Annotated in this window: 13 protein-coding genes, 3 tRNA genes and 1 pseudogene; 6 read left to right on the top strand and 11 right to left on the bottom strand. The window is 68.8% G+C overall.

The window, feature by feature from the left end; translation table 11 throughout:
* Positions 1-203 precede the first annotated feature (203 nt).
* Positions 204-279, bottom strand: a tRNA-Lys gene (locus tag ACLQ3F_RS21790).
* A 350-nt stretch (positions 280-629) separates the two neighbouring features.
* Here ACLQ3F_RS21790 and ACLQ3F_RS21795 point away from each other — a divergent pair.
* Positions 630-2,294 (top strand): Na+/H+ antiporter, encoded by a 1,665-nt coding sequence (locus ACLQ3F_RS21795; RefSeq protein WP_357199434.1) that lies wholly within the window; start codon positions 630-632, stop codon positions 2,292-2,294.
* 51 nt (positions 2,295-2,345) lie between these two features.
* On the opposite strand, the gene ACLQ3F_RS21800 is transcribed toward ACLQ3F_RS21795, so the two are convergent.
* Positions 2,346-4,997, bottom strand: coding sequence for a DUF4132 domain-containing protein (locus ACLQ3F_RS21800; protein ID WP_425851068.1), 2,652 nt, complete (start codon positions 4,995-4,997; stop codon positions 2,346-2,348).
* Positions 4,997-5,305, bottom strand: a complete 309-nt coding sequence (locus ACLQ3F_RS21805; RefSeq protein WP_357199367.1) for a hypothetical protein — start codon at positions 5,303-5,305, stop codon at positions 4,997-4,999. The genes ACLQ3F_RS21800 and ACLQ3F_RS21805 overlap by 1 nt, the downstream gene beginning before the upstream one ends.
* 109 nt (positions 5,306-5,414) lie before the next feature.
* Here ACLQ3F_RS21805 and ACLQ3F_RS21810 point away from each other — a divergent pair, with 109 nt between their 5' ends.
* Positions 5,415-5,885: a TspO/MBR family protein gene (locus ACLQ3F_RS21810; protein WP_425851069.1), complete on the top strand. Its 471-nt coding sequence runs from the start codon at positions 5,415-5,417 to the stop codon at positions 5,883-5,885.
* 121 nt (positions 5,886-6,006) lie between these two features.
* Positions 6,007-7,581 carry a sigma-70 family RNA polymerase sigma factor gene (locus ACLQ3F_RS21815; RefSeq protein WP_425851070.1) on the top strand — a complete coding sequence of 525 codons (1,575 nt, stop codon included), beginning with the start codon at positions 6,007-6,009 and terminating at the stop codon, positions 7,579-7,581.
* 102 nt (positions 7,582-7,683) lie between these two features.
* Here ACLQ3F_RS21815 and ACLQ3F_RS21820 read toward each other — a convergent pair whose 3' ends face one another.
* Positions 7,684-8,415: an SDR family oxidoreductase gene (locus tag ACLQ3F_RS21820; RefSeq protein ID WP_425851071.1), complete on the bottom strand. Its 732-nt coding sequence runs from the start codon at positions 8,413-8,415 to the stop codon at positions 7,684-7,686.
* Positions 8,416-8,520: 105 nt separating this feature from the next.
* Here ACLQ3F_RS21820 and ACLQ3F_RS21825 point away from each other — a divergent pair, with 105 nt between their 5' ends.
* Complete coding sequence (locus ACLQ3F_RS21825) at positions 8,521-9,369, top strand: LysR family transcriptional regulator (RefSeq protein ID WP_425851072.1); 849 nt, start codon at positions 8,521-8,523, stop codon at positions 9,367-9,369.
* Positions 9,370-9,626: 257 nt separating this feature from the next.
* Here ACLQ3F_RS21825 and ACLQ3F_RS21830 read toward each other — a convergent pair whose 3' ends face one another.
* From ACLQ3F_RS21830 to ACLQ3F_RS21855, 6 genes and pseudogenes are all read right to left on the bottom strand, one after another.
* Positions 9,627-10,079 carry a SitI3 family protein gene (locus ACLQ3F_RS21830; RefSeq protein ID WP_425851074.1) on the bottom strand — a complete coding sequence of 151 codons (453 nt, stop codon included), beginning with the start codon at positions 10,077-10,079 and terminating at the stop codon, positions 9,627-9,629.
* Positions 10,080-10,089: 10 nt separating this feature from the next.
* Positions 10,090-10,488: a hypothetical protein gene (locus ACLQ3F_RS21835; protein WP_357262971.1), complete on the bottom strand. Its 399-nt coding sequence runs from the start codon at positions 10,486-10,488 to the stop codon at positions 10,090-10,092.
* 158 nt (positions 10,489-10,646) lie between these two features.
* Positions 10,647-11,165, bottom strand: a complete 519-nt coding sequence (locus ACLQ3F_RS21840) for a DUF6244 family protein (protein ID WP_425851351.1) — start codon at positions 11,163-11,165, stop codon at positions 10,647-10,649.
* A 241-nt stretch (positions 11,166-11,406) separates the two neighbouring features.
* Positions 11,407-11,658, bottom strand: a complete 252-nt coding sequence (gene amcA / locus ACLQ3F_RS21845) for a multiple cyclophane-containing RiPP AmcA (protein ID WP_425851076.1) — start codon at positions 11,656-11,658, stop codon at positions 11,407-11,409.
* Positions 11,659-11,812: 154 nt separating this feature from the next.
* Positions 11,813-12,024 (bottom strand): annotated as a pseudogene (locus tag ACLQ3F_RS21850) (NUDIX hydrolase); the annotation flags it as partial.
* A gap of 226 nt (positions 12,025-12,250) precedes the next feature.
* A tRNA-Lys gene (locus ACLQ3F_RS21855) sits at positions 12,251-12,326 on the bottom strand.
* A 187-nt stretch (positions 12,327-12,513) separates the two neighbouring features.
* Between ACLQ3F_RS21855 and ACLQ3F_RS21860 the strand changes: the two genes are divergently transcribed.
* Complete coding sequence (locus tag ACLQ3F_RS21860) at positions 12,514-13,776, top strand: Ig-like domain-containing protein (protein ID WP_425851078.1); 1,263 nt, start codon at positions 12,514-12,516, stop codon at positions 13,774-13,776.
* A gap of 249 nt (positions 13,777-14,025) precedes the next feature.
* Positions 14,026-15,318, top strand: coding sequence for an Ig-like domain-containing protein (locus ACLQ3F_RS21865; protein WP_425851080.1), 1,293 nt, complete (start codon positions 14,026-14,028; stop codon positions 15,316-15,318).
* Positions 15,319-15,427: 109 nt separating this feature from the next.
* Here the strand turns inward: ACLQ3F_RS21865 and ACLQ3F_RS21870 are convergent.
* Positions 15,428-15,503: transfer RNA gene (locus tag ACLQ3F_RS21870), tRNA-His, on the bottom strand.
* Positions 15,504-15,556: the final 53 nt, after the last annotated feature.

A 15,556-nucleotide genomic window follows, 5' to 3' on the forward strand; every position in this document is an offset into this window, starting at 1 on the left:
CGGCAGCGGCAGCGGCAGCGGCAGCGGCAGCGGCAGCGGCAGCGGCAGCGGCAGCGGCAGCGGCAGCGGCAGCGGCAATCCATCGTTACCAGGCAGCTCGCTCGGATCCTCGACCGTCAGCGGCGAGCGGCAAATCACCCACCGCCCGCATACACGCAAGGGCCCCGACCTGGTGTGAACCACCAGGTCAGGCCCTATCTCGTTGGTGCGCCGCCAGGGACTCGAACCCCGAACCCGCGGATTAAGAGTCCGCTGCTCTGCCAGTTGAGCTAGCGGCGCTCGTCGGCAACGGGACGAGACGCTAGCACGGTCCCGGGACACGCCGTCGCGGTGCGGGTCGACGGAGGTCGGCATGATCCGCACCAGGGGAGACCGCTTGTCCGGCCGGCACGGCAGCAGGCCGGCCGGGTCTGGGGACCGGTCCCGTCCGTGACATTGACGTACCGGTGGTCGTCGCCGGTGCTGGCCGGGCCAGCAGTCGACCAGGTCCGGTTGATCAAGCGGGTACGCTCGTTACCGCTGCATGCCGCGCCAACGGAGCCGAATGGCCGGCTCGGCCGCGAGCCCGCAGTGGATCCGAAGAACCTCGCGCCGCTCCAGGGGGAAGTAGCCAGGTGAGCACCCATTCGATGTTGTTGTTCGTGCTCGCTGCTGTCGCGGTCATCGTCGTCGTGCGGTGGGTGGCGGCTCGCACCGGGCTGCCGGCCGCGGCGCTTCTGCCGCTCATCGGCATCGTGTACGCGCTGCTCCCCGGCCCCAACATCGGCCTTGACCCCGACCTTGTGCTCATGATCGTGCTGCCGCCGTTGCTCTACAGCGCCGCACTGGACTCCTCGCTGTTGGACATCCGCCGGAACCTCCGCATCGTGGTCAGCCTGTCCGTGCTGCTGGTGCTCCTCACCGGGGTACTGGTCGGCATCGGGTTCCACCTGTTCGTCGCCGGGGCGACGCTCGCTGCCGGGATCGCGGTCGGCGCCGCCATCGCGCCACCCGACCCGGTGGCCGCCCTGGCGGTGGGCCGCCGGGTGAACCTGCCACCGAAGATGGTCACGATCATTCAGGGCGAGGGGCTGCTCAACGACGCCACAGCGCTGACGATGCTCAGCGTCGCGGTGGCCGCCGCTGTGGGTGGTGAGTTCTCGTTCCCGTCCGCCGTTGCCCAGTTCGTCCTGGCGGCGGTCGGCGGGGTCGCCGTGGGAGCGGCAGTGGCCTGGCTGGTACGTCTGGCCCGACCGTTCACGGCGGACCCACTGTTGTCGAATGCCATCTCGCTCGCGACACCGTTCGTGGCCTATTTGTTGGGCGAGGAACTGCACGTCTCCGGGGTGCTCGCCGTGGTGATCGCCGGGCTGATCGTCGGTCACAAGACACCGCAGCTCACCTCGGGGGCCGCCCGGCTGCAGACCAGCGCGGTGTGGCGGCTGGTCGACTTCCTCCTCGAAGGCTTCGTCTTCCTGCTCATCGGCCAGCAGCTTCCCGAGGTCGTGAAGGGTCTGCGTCAGTACGACACGTCGACAATCGTCATCGCTGTCGCCATATCGGTCGGCGTGGTGCTCCTGCTGCGCCCCGCGTGGCTGGTGATGACCCAATCCCTCCCCCGGTCGTTGCACACCCGGCTGGGGGGCATCTCCGAGCAGGACGACCCCGACGAACCCGGGAGCGCGCGGCAGATCGAGCGCGCCGACCGCAACGCCCGCCGACTCACCTCCCGTGAGGTGGTGGCGCTGAGCTGGTCCGGCACCCGTGGTGTGATCAGCCTGGCCGCGATCTTCACCCTGCCGCTGACCACCAACAGCGGCGCACCCTTTCCCGACCGTGACCTCCTGCTGTTCTGCACCTTCGTGGTCGTCCTGGTGACACTCGTCGGGCAGGGCCTGACGTTCGCGCCGCTCGTGCGGATGCTGGGCCTGCGCGCCAACGAAACCGACCAGGCCCGCGTACGCAACGAGGCCCGCTCGGCTGCGGTCGAGGCCGCCCTGGCCCGCCTCGACGAGGTTGCCGCCGCGGAGCCGGACAGCTCGGTGGCCGTCAACACCACCCGTACGCAGCTGCTGGCTCGACTGGCGCGCTACCGCGGGCGGCTGGACCTTCTGGAGCAGAGCGACTCATCCGAGCTGCCCACCTCCCCGGAGTACGAGAGGGCGCTTCGTGTCCGACGGACAGCCATCGACGCGCAACGCGAGGAGCTGGTGCGCTGGCGCGACTCCGGCCGCCTGCCGGACGAGGAACTCCGCGTCCTGGAACGTGAACTCGATCACGAGGAGCTGCTGCTCCCGAGGCGAACCTCCAGCTGACCTGCCGGGTGACGGCGCCGTGGCCTCAGCCCGGCGCCGTCACCCGCCGCCTCACAGTTGCCGCAGGATCACCGGGTCCTTGATCTTCTTGTCGGCGGCCAGCAGCAACGCCTTGCTGATGATCTCGCCGAGCCGGCTGTCGCCCTCGAAGGGCAGGTACATCTCCGGCTCCTTCGCCTTCGCCGAGTCGGGAATGATGCACAGGTACCGGTCGTCCGGGGCGATCAGGATGTTGCCCGAGCCGCAGTGGATGCGGTACGTGTGCAGGTCACCCCGCACTTCGAGGAACCGGTCGGTGAACGTGCACCGGTTGGCAATCGCCAGCCGGGGAATCAGCTCGGCCAGCACCTCCCGGCGAGTCTGTGCCGTCGGGGTGAGGTCACCGAAGCTGTTCTGCGACCAGTAGTCGCGGTACCGGCCGTCCGGACCACCATCGAACCAGTTCGGGTCGTTGCCCACCCCGGCCGCGGCAACGAACAGGTCGACGTCGCGCATCACCTCGCTGAGCACGACCGGCGGGACCTCCTCCAGCGGCACCGGCGTGCGTTCTCCCCGGAGGAACACCAGTTGGTCGGTCCCCATCGTGTCGAACATCAGGTCATCGCCCTGATCCTCGATCCCGGCGATGTGCAGCACCGCGCGCATCTTCCAGTCCGGAAGGGCAAGCCAGGGGTCCTGGTAGCTGGCGCCGTCGTTGCGGTGTCGAACGTGCGACCAGCCGCGCCGGGACAGCAGCGCGATGAGGCGGTGCTGGCGCACGATGTGTGCGGCGAACCGGTTGGAGTACGTGCCGGTGGCGCGCTCGGCGTCGGTCAGCAGGTACTGCTCGCGGTGCGCCTGCTTGAACGGCTGGGTGATCGTGTGCCGGGCCAGGAAGTCCCGCCAGGCCGGGACCGCCGCCGGATCGTCGACCGGGTGCCACAGCCGTACCGTGGCGTCGCCGGTGGGCTCGAACACCGTGCCGTCCACGGTCCGCAGGGCGTCGCCGCCCCAGCAGCAGGCGACGCCGTCGACGGTCCAGATCAGCCGGCGGGCCAGGGTCCGGGCCAGCGGGTGGTCCAGGAACCGCTCCCGCCACTGCTCGACGGTCCACCCGCGGTCGCGCCGCAGCAGCCCCTCCAGGCGGTCGCGGGTCCCGATCAGCGTCGCGCCGATGTCCGCGACTGTGGCCTTCAGCTCCTTCAACTCCTCGCCGTGGTCCTTGCGCACCTGAGCCGGCGGAGCTTTGACAACCTTGCCGTCGGAGTTGCGCCACACCACTGTGGCATCGATGCCGCGCACCTCGACCTCGTACGAGCTGTCACCCAGCTTGTCCGCGAGCGGCAGCCCGAAGCCGGGCAGCGCCATCTCCTCGACGTCCTCGCGGCCGACGCCGCGTGCCTCGGCGTGCTTGGTCAGGCCCTTCTCGACGATGCGGAGCGTGCTCTTGTAGGTCAACCGCGAGGCCAGCCGGGCCAGTTGCGCGAGGGCGGCGGGGTGATCGGTGTCGACGAGCACCGCAACGGCGAGGTTCGCCAGCTTCGGGCTCGCCGGGCCGTGCCCGGGAATCTTGCGGGCGGCCCGTTCCGCGATGTGGGCGAGGCTGCGCAGGGTCTCCTCCGAGGGCGGAAGCATCGCCCGCATCCAGATCAGCCCCCACAGCAGCCCCACGTTGTAGCGGTCGATCGTCCTTGGTGAGGCATCCGCCAGGTGGCCTGGGCAACACGTCGTCATGCGCAGCGGCAGGGTGCGCGCCTGACCCACCAGCGGGAGCCAGTCGTCGAGACGCGCGGTGAACTCGTCGCCGCCGACCGCGTCGAGCAGGGACCGGCCGGTCTTGCGCCAGGCGGTCGTCGGCTTGGCCTTGTCCGCGCCGAGCGGACAGTGGACCAACAGCGCGTGCCAGGCGGCCGCACACTCCTCCGGCATCGCCTCGATGTCGGCGACGGCGCGATCCGCCCACCGCTCGCCGACGTTGGGGATCGGCCACATCCGATCGCCTTCGTCGCTCAGGTGGTACGAGCCGCGCTCGATCCGCGTCCGACGCCAGGTCGCCAGTGCCGCCGGGTGGGTACGTCCGGCCCGCGCCTGGGCCTGGATGGACTCCCAGGTGAGGTCGGTGAGCCCCCAGCTCCACCTGTTGAATCCCAGCCACGCCTGACCGCTCAGCCGGTCGAGCCATCCGGCACTGTCCAGCCCGCCGCCCGAGAGCACAATCTTGATCAGCTTGAGCCGCCCGTCGCTGTCCTCCCCGGGCACCGTCAACCCGTCGAACACCGCCTGCCGCACCCGCACCGGCCGCCCGGCCAGGAACTTCTCCGCCCGGGCCCACGTTTTCCGACGGGCACCGTCCCACGGTTCGCCCATGTAGGGCCGTTGCGGCCGGTACTTGATCAGCGTCAGCGCCGCGGCGACCCACCGATCCGGATCCGCGTCGGCATCATCAAGGTCTGCCAGGGCGGCGCCGAGCACCTGGACATGTTCGGTGGTCTCCGGCAGCAGCTCCCGCTGGGCGGGTACGAGATCGTACGGGCCGTCCGGGTCGTTGAGCGCGGCGAGCAGCACCGGGCCCCTGCCGGCCGGCGCTAACGCGCACAGCGCCGCCACCTGCCTGGCGTACTCCCGACGGTCGTACCGCGAGTCAGACCCGACGGCTTGCTCGCACCACCCGGTGCCGGTGGCGATCAGCTCGCGTAGCGCCAGCTCCGGATCGGAGTCGCTCATCAGCCACCCACCAGCGGGACGAGCTTGAGGAACGTGATCCGGGATCCCGCGTGCAGGCGAACCTTGTCGTCCAGGGCCGTCACCTGCCGGTCGTCGACCAGCACCACGAAGCCGTTGCGGCCGAACGCCTCGAGCGTCGCCCGGGTCCGCTCCTCCGGATCGACGTGCCCGCCGGACTCCGCCACCTCCAGAAAGACCCGCCGCCGAATCAACTCGCCGAGGCGTACCTCTTCCTCGAAGACGTCCATGGTCCACTCAGGACCACTCGGCGCTCCGGTCACTTCATCGGTGATGGTGATCATCGGCATGGCGCAGAGGCTAACTGAACACTCCGACAGCGTTTCGCTCTCGTTTCACCGCCGGCCAGCCGGTGAACGGGGCGCGATTGATCCGTCGCAGGCCGGGTAGCTGAACAGCATGCGACTACCAACCCTGGCTAGGACCGCGGCAGCGGTCACCGTGACAGCCGCCGCCGGGGCGACGGTCACCGACGCGTCCTCACGCTGGTACCAACGGCTACGCAAGCCGACCTGGCAACCCCCGCCCGTGGCGTTCCCGCTGGTATGGACGCCGCTGTACGCCCTGATCGCGGTGGCCGGCGCCCGCGTGCTGGACCGCACCAGCGAAACCGACCGCGCCGCGTTCACCCGTGCCTACGGGCTCAACCTGGCCCTCAACTTCGGTTGGAGCGCGCTGTTCTTCAAGGCCCGCAGACCCACCATCGCGCTGGCCGAAATCGCCGCGCTCAACGTCTCCAACCTCGTGCTGCTCCGCCGAGCCTCACAGGCCGACGGCGTCGCGGCCGTCGCACTGGCCCCGTACGTCGCGTGGACGCTCTTCGCCACCGCCCTCAACGGGACCATCGTCCGCCTCAACAGCAACAGGTGAGCCTGTTGGTGACGTCGTCGCCGGCGGTGGACGATGACAATGTCAGGTTTGTGTGACCTGGACGGGTGCCAACCGATCTCCACGGTGTACGAAGATGTCCCGTGAAGGCGAGGTTGTGAGCGTGACCGAGCACGCGTACCCGAACAGGACCGACATGTCGGCGGCGGTGGACGCGGCACGCCGCGGCGACCAGGCGGCGATGGACGCGTTGGTCTCGCATTACCTGCCACTGGTGTACAACATCGTGGGCCGGGCACTGAATCGGTCGGCGGATGTCGACGACGTGGTGCAGAACACGATGTTGAGCGTCGTGCGCGGACTGGCGGGCGTACGCGATCCGCGGCTTTTCCGGTCGTGGCTGGTGGCCGTCACCATGAACGAGATCCGTGCCTACCGGCAGTACCAGCACACCACGCCGGCGCCGCCGGAGGACATCGACAATCTGGTCGTCCCGGGCTCCGACTTCGAGGACCTGACGCTGACCAAGCTTCGCCTGTCCAATGAGCGCCGGGAGGTGGTCCTGGCCACTCGCTGGCTGGACGATGACCACCGCCACCTGCTGTCCCTGTGGTGGTTGGCCGAGGCCGGTCACCTTTCCCGCGCCGACCTGGTCGATGCCCTACAGCTGGACCCGCACCACGTGACCGTCCGGGTGGCACGGATGAAGGCACAGTTGGACACCGCTCGGCTGGTGGTAAGAGCACTCTCCGCCCGGCCCGGCTGCGCAGGCCTGATCGACACGGCGTCCGATTGGGACGGCCAGCCCGCGCAGGTGTGGCGCAAGCGACTGGCGCGGCACATTCGCACCTGCGCGCAGTGCCCGAACGCCACGTCGGATCTGGTTCCGGCCGAACGGCTGCTGGCCGGCCTGGCGCTCACACCGCTCCCGGACGGCCTCGCGTCGGACGTCACGCACAAGGCGTACACCGTCTCCGGCACGTCGCAGGGAGTCGCGCCGGCCGGCGCCCCCGTGAAGAGCGCCGGGGCGTTGCGCGACGTGGCGCCGACCGGCGGGGTGTCGCATCAGGCCGGCGTCACGGCACTGTCTCTGCCCAAGACCCTGGTCGGCGCCTTCGCGGCCGTCGCCCTGATCGGAGGCGGCGGGACCCTCATCGCCAGTTACGCGGACAGGCCGACACAACGGCCGGCGAGCGCGACCGGCGCCCAGCCCTCAACCGCGATCATCGAACCCGGCTACGAAACCACCGAACCCGCGTTCGCGTCGCCCTCCCCGACGGCGCTCAAGGCATCGCCGTCTACCGCGCGAGCGACCTCCACGCCCACCAGGTCAGCGAAGCCGACCAGGTCGCCGGCGCCGACCACGTCACCGACCAGGTCGGCACCCAAGGCTGCCAATGCGGCATCCGGTGTCTCCGCCGCCGAACAACGTCTGCTGGTGCTGCTCAACGAGCGACGCCGCGCGCTCGGGCTGTCGGAGGTCGCACTGCGCGCCACGGAACAACGCGCCGGGGAAGCCTGCGTGAAGCAGAACCTTGATGCGGGCACGTTCGAGCACTGCGGCCATGAGGTCCTCTTCGCGTCCTCGGGCACTGCCACACCCGAGCAGATGATCGAGGCCTGGTTCAACAGTCCCGGTCACAAGACGGCACTGACCTACTCCAGCTCGCGCTTCGCCGGCCCTGCCATCGCCTCCAACGGCACCCGCCAGATCGCGGCCATCAATATCGACTACTGAGGCTTGTGCATTCAGGAGTGGTGAAGCGCCGATGGCGCGAGCGGCCCGGCGCCGATGGGCACCGGGCCGCTCTCGTGGGGCCGGCGCGAGAGCCGCGAGCCGTCACCAGGGCACCACACCGGCGTCCTCGAAAAACCCGCCGGTGGGGCCCCCGTCGGGCAGTGTGGCCAGGCGGATGGCGGTCGCTGCACCCTCCTGGGGAGTACGCACGCCACGGAAGCCGTTGAGGTCGGTGGCGACGAAGCCCGGGCAGGCGCAGTTGATGAGGATGTTCGTGTCTGCCAGTTCCCGGACGTACTGAAGGGTCACCGCGTTCAGGAACGTCTTGGAGGGCGCGTAGGCCACAGCGACCGGACCTGTGGAGGTCTCACCACCGGGGCCGGACTGCCGGGCCAGAGAGCCGACGCTGCTGGACATGTTCACAATGCGCGGCGAGGGCGAGCGGCGAAGCAACGGCAGCATGGCGTTCGTCACCCGGATGACGCCGATGACGTTGGTCTCCACCACAGTGCGGATGACGGCAGCGTCGACGCTGCTCGGCTGCTGCGGCCCGCCGCCGGTGATTCCGGCGTTGTTGACCAGGGCATCGAGGCGTCCGGCGCGTTCGGCGATCAGATCGGCTGCGGCGGCGGCACTGCTGTCGTCGGTGACATCCAACGGGACACCGAAGGCGTCGACGCCGGCGTCCCGCAGCCGTGCCACCGCCGCGTCCCGCCGGCTCTGCTCGCGGGCCCCGACACCCACGCTCCAGCCCAGCGCGCCAAGGCCTGCCGCGATCTCGTACCCGATGCCTTTGTTGGCCCCGGTGACCAGGGCGATCTTCGTTTCACTCATGTCTTCGACTGTGAGTCACGGCCCGCAAGCCGTCCAAGACCACCTGAGTCATGGGCGATACCCTGAAGGTATCGTCGCACCTCCGTTCCCGGCTAGGCTCGACACGTGGAGACACGAGAGCTGCGGTACTTCGTCGCCGTGGCCGAGGAGCTGCACTTCGGCCGAGCGGCGCAACGCCTGGGCATAGCCCAGCCGCCACTGTCGCGGGCGATCAGTCAGCTCGAACGCCGTCTGGGCGTCACCTTGCTGAAGCGTGACAGCCGGTCGGTGACGCTGACCGAGGCCGGTGCGGTCCTGCTGCACGAAGGACGAGCAGCGCTGGACGCTGTGGAAGCTGCCGAACATCGCACCCGCCGCGCAGCTCTCGCCGTCACTGGTCGCGCCAGCGTCGTCCTGGCGACCAAGGCTGGAGCGACCAGCGAGTTGCTCGCGAAGCTGCTGCACGCCTACGCCACCGAACCGGGATCGGTCGACGTCGACGTGGTGCTGTGTGGCCCCGGCGAACAAGAACGGCTGTTGCGGACCGGCCGTGCCGATGTCGCGATCCTTCACCACCCGTTCGACGACCTGACAGGGTTCGACACCGAGGAACTGCACACCGAGGGCCAGGTCGCCATCCTCCCGGCCGGCCATCCCCTCACCACTCGCAGGAGTTTGCAGCTGAGCGAGGTGACCAAGCTGCCCGACCTGCCCCTACCGCGCTGGCCCGGGAATGACGGCACCTATCCCGACGGCCCAGGTCCTGAGGCACAGAGCCACTCACAACTTTTCCAGCTGATCGCCCTTGGCCGGACCTTGCTGGTCGTGCCTGACTCCGCCCGATCCCAGTTGAACGATGATCTCGTTGCCGTGCCGATCGTGGACGCACCGGAAGTCACCACGGTCATCGCCTGGCCCCCGCACAGCCGTTCCCGAGCCGTCGCTGATCTGGTACGAGCCGCAGTCCGCCGCTAGCCGCTGGCACCGCACCTCGTCGCAGGGGCGTACGCGAAAAAGGCCCTGACCCGCAGAGATCTGCCAGGTCAGGACCTTCATCGTTAGTGCGCTGCCAGGACTCGAACCCCGAACCCGCGGATTAAAGAGATTGATCGTCCAGGATGGCCAGCGCACGGTCCATGCCGCCCGCAGCCGGCCGAAGAAGTCCTCGCGTCTGCGGGCGCGTCAGGGCCGAGGCCCTTGCCAGTCGCGGAATAGGCTGGCCGCCGAGCCTCTTACCGGCTGAGAAGATCGTCCTCGCCGTGAACGCCCCACCAGCTCGGTGCGTGCCGGCACAGCGTTCCCGAGAAGCGGGTCAGCAGCAGCCAGTCGGCGTCGAGGATCAGCGCGGCGTCCTCCGGTCGCTCGTCCAGCACCCGGGCCACACTCGCCAGCATCTCCCGCGTCGCCCGGTCGGAGGATTCGCTCTTAACCAGCCGGAAGCCGATGGTGACGTACCGCTCCGGTTCCCACTCCCACATCGAGCCGTCACCATCTTCGGCCTCGAAGTAGCCGTGGGAGCCGCCGTGGATGCTCACCGTGTAACCACACCGATCGCTGAGGTCCGCACTCAAGACCCGGGGCCCGCCATCTACCGCCGACTCCTCAACACCTTGCGGAGCAACGACACCGGCCAGCACATCGAGAGGAATGTCGCCGGCCAGCGTCAAGCGGTACTCGGTCGCCATGGATAGCCCTTCAGTCTCGTCGCAGGATCTGGATTATCGCCCCGCTGCGCGTCACCGCCACCAGTTCCTTCAACCCTGCTATCGGCCAGTCGTCGAACTGTCTCTGCAACGCCGGGAGATCGCCACTCCAGTCGTGGAGGTTGACCACCACCCGTTGGGTCTGCTCGCTGGTGATCTTGTCGGATACCCCGCTCCACACGCCTCGCACGCTCTTCGCTGGCATCGGGGAGTAACAGTCGAAGACGTGTCCCTCGATCAGGTAGTCGGGATCCTTGCCCGGTTTCCCGGAATCACCGGTACCGAGCCGGGCGTCAGCGATCTCCTGCCGGCTCGGGTTCTGGTGGAGTCGGTATCCCTCCGCAGCGACGGTATCGGCGCACTGGTTCTCCAGTTCCAGGGAGCGCCGCACGCGCGCGTCTTCTCTCGGAGGAATCTGGGTACGCCGGCCGGTAGGCGAACCGCCGCGCTCTCCGGTCGGCTTGCGTGTCCATGGCGTCGTCACGCCCCTGCCGGGGGATGGTGTGTTAACCGAGGCAGGGCTGGTCGGTACGGCACCGCCAGCCCCGCTCAGTTTCCCAACTGTCGTGCCTCGGCGATCGCCGCGTCTACCGCCTGGCGGGTGGTAGCGGTGCACTGGACCAGCACGACAAGCACCTGCTTGACGCTCTCCAGAGCCTGCAGCAGCCCTCCTGGCTGCCCACCCTGCAGAACTCCAACGACAAGCTGCTGCGCCTCACCGACTTGGGTGATCGTGGCGGCCGTCTGGTCACGGATGCCGTCGACCGCACTCTGCACCGGCGTCAGCCCGCTGATGGTCTCCCCCGGACTGGCCTGCCTCGGGACACCAGCGGCCACCTTCGTGGCATCACCGACAGCCCCGGTCAGACCTCCCAGTCCACCCCGGATGGTGGCGATGGCTCCGCGCACCCGCGCCATACCGGCAGCGACCGCAGCGAACCCGGCACCCGCCGCGCGCAGCGCGATCTCCTGCGCCTGCTGATCAGCAGCGGCAGCCAGATCCTGTGCACGTTCGACCCCGGCCGCCAGCGCACGTAGCTCCGTAGTGATCTTCTCGACATGCGACACGCTGCCGGATTCCTCCACCTGACGACGAGAGCTCAGGAGGTCGAACCTACCGGCACGGCACCGACGTCACCAGACGTCACGGAGGAGTAAGTGATCAGTGGTCGCGGGCGAGAAGGCGGTAGAAGGAGAGAGCGTGAGACGGCGGGAGATCGCGGTCAGCGCGGCGATTCAGCCCCACCGTGGTGTCGGGCGGGCCAGCCGAGGAACCGGTCGAACAGGCCTTTGACATCGCCGCCGGTGCTCAGCGGCGACACAGCCAGAGCGGACGCAACGGCAGATGCTCCGCCGGCACGGGCCGGTGCTGCTCGTCAGCACCGGTTCCGTCCGTACTCATCGGCGGCGGCTTCCGTGCCTGTTGCTCGAACAGGACCCGCCAGACGTGCGTCAACAGCGGCCGTTCGGCCGAGCCCGGTCCCACCGCCGCCGGGACCACCGCTGCGCGGTCTGTCGCCAGCTCGCCGGCCACGGCGTACCGCGACACGTACACCGTCATGGCCGACCCCCGGGGCGGGGCGGTGCCTGGACCAGCGCGCCCCAGTTCCCCGCCGCCGGTCGGCTGGCCCGCCCGACGCGGCGGCCAAACCCGTACCCGGCCGTAGCCGATATCAGTTCAGAATCGACCCAGCAATGGTCTGGCCAGTACTGCCCTACATCGAGAGCAGCGCCTCCTCGTTGGAGGTGATGAACTCCTTCAGCGCGTCCGGCTTGAGATCCACCGCAGGAAGTCGTCGATCCTCAACCGGTCAAGCTGGTAGCCACCACGCGACGGGTCAGCGAACTCCTGCCCCGTACGGGCGTCCTCGTTGAGCTGAAGTAGCCGACAGGCAAAGAAGTGCTGGACCGCAACGCCCGCACCGACCTACGCATGATCCGACGCACAACTAACTCCCATCCGCGCCCGGGGGATGCACCGGCGGCAGCGCGCCTCACTTGATCCATGGGCCTGTCCGCCGGCATCGCACCGCGTCCCACCGACCCCGGCCACGTCCAACGGCTCCCGAGCACCCACCGAGCGACGCCCACTATCGGCGTACGCGAAAAAGGCCCTGACCGGCAGAGATCTGCCAGGTCAGGACCTTCATCGTTGGTGCGCCGCCAGGGACTCGAACCCCGAACCCGCGGATTAAGAGTCCGCTGCTCTGCCAGTTGAGCTAGCGGCGCTCGTTCGGCAACGGAGAGAACATTAGCACCCCTCCCGAGCGGCCTCCAATTCGGTTCCCCGGGTCCCCCCTTCGGTCGAGCTTTGCCGGCAAAAGCCCCGAACCGGGCACCACCGTCAAGATCGGGACGTGGGTTGCGGCGTCGATGCGGCACGATGTCCGCCAGGTACGCGAGAACAGAGGTGGGCATGGCACGGTTCACGCGAGCCGGGGCGGTGGTGGGCGCCCTGACTCTGGCGGCGGCGCTGGCACTGACCGGATGCGGCGGCGACGGAAAGAAGCCGGAATTCGTTGGCGGGGCGTCCCCGGACGTGAGCGCCACCCCCGGCTCAGCCGCACCTTCGACACCGAGCACACCGAGTGGGCCGGCGCTCACGCTGAGCCCGGCGAACGGCACGAAGAACAGGCCGGTGAGCACGGAGATCAGCGCGAAGCTCCCGGACGGCGGGAAGGTGTCGGCTGTCACGCTGACGGCGGACGGCGGCGGCTCGATCGAGGGCAAGCTGCGGAGCGATGGTTCGTCCTGGGTGCCGTCCGCTCCGCTGAAGTGGGGCACCCGCTACACCGCCACGGTGACGGCCAGCGCGTCGGACGGTACGAGCAGCCAGGGCACCAGCAGCTTCACCACGATGGCCAAGCCGAAGTCGACGATCGGGTCGGGCCTGTACCTCTTCGACGACAAGAGTTACGGGGTGGCCATGCCGGTGGTCACCGAGTTCCACCCGGGTATCCCGAAGAAGGACCGGGCGGCGGTGCAGAAGCGGATGTTCGTCAGGACGGACCCGCCGCAGCCGGGCGCGTGGCACTGGGTCAGCAACGGCACGCAGGCCTACTACCGAGCTCCGGAGTACTGGAAGCCGGGCACCACCATCACCGTGCGGATCGCCCTGGCGGGGATGCCCTTGAGCAACGGCAAGTACGGCGACATCGACCGCAAGGCCACCGCCAAGATCGGCCGCTCGTTCGAGATGAAGGTCGACAACGCCAACAAGAAGATGACGGTGTTCGAGAACGGCACGCCGGTACGCACCATTCCGGTGAGCCTGGGCAAGAAGAGCACCCCGTCGTCGAGCGGCACGATGGTGGTGATGGAGAAGAAGGAAGCCACTGTCTTCGACACCCGCGACGACCCGGATCCGGCCAACCGCTACGTGACCGACATCCAGTTCGCCCAGCGGCTCACCTGGGGCGGCGAGTACATCCACGCCGCGCCCTGGTCGGAGCACGTGCAGGGGCGGCAGAACGTCTCGCACGGCTGCGTGAACGTGTCGATGGCGAACGCCAGGTGGTTGTTCGACAAGACCCGGATCGGTGACCCGATCACGATCAAGGGCACCGAGCGCAGGATCACCGCCGGCAACGGTTGGACGGCGTGGAGCCTGAGCTGGTCGGAGTTCATCAAGGGCAGCGCGTTGCCGGTGCCCAGTGGCGGGGCCGGCCCGGCGGTCTGAGTCGTCGGCCTCGTTGCGCCGGCTCGGCCGTTGGCCGGGCCGGCGTACTCTTGCACTCCCGCCGGTCGATGACGACGCGGCGACCCCCGCACTCCCGGCACGGAGACGAACCAGGCTCACGAAACGCCGGATAGTAGCAGGATTCGGGCACTATTGACGGCGTGTTTCGGTTCACCCTCGGCAACCGGGGCCGGCTCTGGCGCGTCAGTAAGAGACGATGGGGCAGCGACCACAACTGTGAGGGACTTCATGCGAGCTAGCCAGGACCAGCTGATCAGGCCCGCTGGGCGACGCCGCGTGTTCGCGGCAGGGCTCCTCGCCGTGGCGCTGGCCTTCACCTCGGCCTGCACCAACGGCGACGGCGGCAAGTCGTCCTCGTGGCACGGGGGCGGCGAGAACCCGGCGCCGAAGGCCGCAGCGACGATCAGTGAGCCGGCGGCCGACGCCAAGGACGTGGCGGCCTCCACCGGCATCACCTTCACCACGAAGGACGCCGTGGAAACCGCGGTCGAGCTGAAGGATGCCGCCGGTAAGGCGGTCGAGGGCGCCCTCGCCAAGGACGGCAAGTCGTGGCTTCCGGCTGGCGCGCTGGCCTACGGCACGAGCTACACGGCCACCGTGACCGCCAAGGGCGACGACGGGCTTCCGGCCACCGCGACGAGCACCTTCACCACCATGGCCAAGCCCGGCAACCAGGTGCGGGTGAGCAGCTTCCTCGGTGACAACCAGGTGGTCGGGGTGGGCATGCCGCTGATCGTGAAGTTCAGCCGGGACATCCCGGAGGACTACCGCGACGACGTGCAGCGCCGGATGACCGTCACCTCGACCCCGGCGCAGGAGGGGATCTGGCACTGGGTCAGCCCCACCGAGATCCGGTACCGGCCGAAGGAGTTCTGGAAGCCCAACAGCAAGGTTTCCTACCGGGTGCAGGCCGGCGGCCTGCCGATGGGTGCGGGTTGGTACGGCCGCGCCGACCTCTCGGTGGACGTCAAGATCGGCGCTGCGGTGGTCATGACCGTCGACAACAAGACCAAGCGGATGACGGTGACCCGCAACGGCTCTGTGATCAAGACCATTCCGGTCAGCCTGGGCAAGAAGAGCACCCCGTCGTCCAGCGGCACCATGGTCGTCATCGAGAAGTTGCGCAAGACGGTCTTCGACACGTTCGAGGAGCTGGGCCCGGACGAGGGCTACCGCACCAAGATCGACTTTGCGCAGCGTCTCACCTGGGGCGGGGAGTTCATCCACGCGGCACCCTGGTCCGAGGGGCAGCAGGGCACCACGAACGTGTCGCACGGCTGCGTCAACGTGTCGATGGCCAACGGCGACTGGCTCTTCAAGAACACCCAGATCGGCGACCCGATCACCGTCAAGGGCACCGAGCGCAAGCTCCAGAACGGCAACGGCTGGACCGACTGGAACATGAGCTGGGACGAATACGTCAAGGGCAGCGCCCTCCCGTACGAGCCTCCGGCCGACCCGGACGCCACCACCCCGGCCCCGGACGGGGCGGTCACCCCGTCCCCCACACCGACCGCCTGAGCCAGCCGACGAAAGCCCCCTCCTCGGAGGGGGCTTTCGCGTCGCCCCTGTCTCGGCCCCACAACGACTCAGGCCCCCTCCGAGGAGGGGGCCTGAGCAGTGAAACCAGTGGGGTGACTGAGGGGAATTGAACCCCCGACAACCGGGACCACAACCCGGTGCTCTGCCAACTGAGCTACAGCCACCATGCCGCCGTCGCCCGGTTGATCGCTCCGGGCGGGGTGCGGACCAATAATAG

The sequence above is a fragment of the Micromonospora sp. DT15 genome (genome assembly GCF_049841475.1).
Classification (GTDB): domain Bacteria; phylum Actinomycetota; class Actinomycetes; order Mycobacteriales; family Micromonosporaceae; genus Micromonospora.

Bases quoted from the DNA above. Each gene is read 5' to 3' on its own strand.
- ACLQ3F_RS21865 (WP_425851080.1), top strand. From the start codon at position 14,026: ATGCGAGCTAGCCAGGACCAGCTGATCAGGCCCGCTGGGCGACGCCGC.
- ACLQ3F_RS21795 (WP_357199434.1), top strand. From the start codon at position 630: ATGTTGTTGTTCGTGCTCGCTGCTGTCGCGGTCATCGTCGTCGTGCGG.
- ACLQ3F_RS21830 (WP_425851074.1), bottom strand. From the start codon at position 10,079: ATGGCGACCGAGTACCGCTTGACGCTGGCCGGCGACATTCCTCTCGAT.
- ACLQ3F_RS21800 (WP_425851068.1), bottom strand. From the start codon at position 4,997: ATGAGCGACTCCGATCCGGAGCTGGCGCTACGCGAGCTGATCGCCACC.
- ACLQ3F_RS21805 (WP_357199367.1), bottom strand. From the start codon at position 5,305: ATGCCGATGATCACCATCACCGATGAAGTGACCGGAGCGCCGAGTGGT.
- ACLQ3F_RS21810 (WP_425851069.1), top strand. From the start codon at position 5,415: ATGCGACTACCAACCCTGGCTAGGACCGCGGCAGCGGTCACCGTGACA.
- ACLQ3F_RS21860 (WP_425851078.1), top strand. From the start codon at position 12,514: ATGGCACGGTTCACGCGAGCCGGGGCGGTGGTGGGCGCCCTGACTCTG.
- amcA (WP_425851076.1), bottom strand. From the start codon at position 11,658: ATGACGGTGTACGTGTCGCGGTACGCCGTGGCCGGCGAGCTGGCGACA.
- ACLQ3F_RS21820 (WP_425851071.1), bottom strand. From the start codon at position 8,415: ATGAGTGAAACGAAGATCGCCCTGGTCACCGGGGCCAACAAAGGCATC.